This is a genomic window from Propionicimonas sp. T2.31MG-18, assembly GCF_964266745.1.
Lineage (GTDB): Bacteria > Actinomycetota > Actinomycetes > Propionibacteriales > Propionibacteriaceae > Propionicimonas.
Map to the genome: position 1 here is coordinate 1 of NZ_CAXWGX010000015.1, position 418 is coordinate 418.

The window sequence follows — 418 nt, forward strand, 5'->3', positions numbered from 1 at the left end:
TTGGCTTCATAATCATGAAACGCTTTGAGTCCTTGCTGGCGCGACAATAGCTCCCCTGCTTCATCAAATAACACGGCATCGCCATCAAATGCAATGCGTAGCTGATTGGTGTCTAGCTCTTTCATATCAATGGGCGGCGCATCCAAAATCGCGCAGGCACACACGCCAGCATCGGTGACTTGCTGGGCATCGTCATGATTGGTGGTCAAAAACAAATCCACCTTAAAATCTGCCACATAATCCGCCACCCCTTCCCCTGAGGTAAATGCCGAGCGACTAATCGGTAGTCCATGACTACGCAGCGCATTTAATACTTGAATACCGGTATCTGGGCTGTTTTTTGACATAATCACCACTTCAACCATGGGCGCAGCTATGCCCTCGCCCTTGTCATCGGTTGCACAATGCTGATTGAGAT

At 49.3% G+C, this 418-nt stretch carries 1 protein-coding gene; it reads right to left on the minus strand.

Annotated features, from left to right (window positions below):
• The coding region (locus ACFQQJ_RS08065; RefSeq protein ID WP_377105526.1) for a 5'-nucleotidase at positions 1-365 on the minus strand (365 nt) is incomplete at its 3' end.
• Positions 366-418 lie beyond the last annotated feature (53 nt).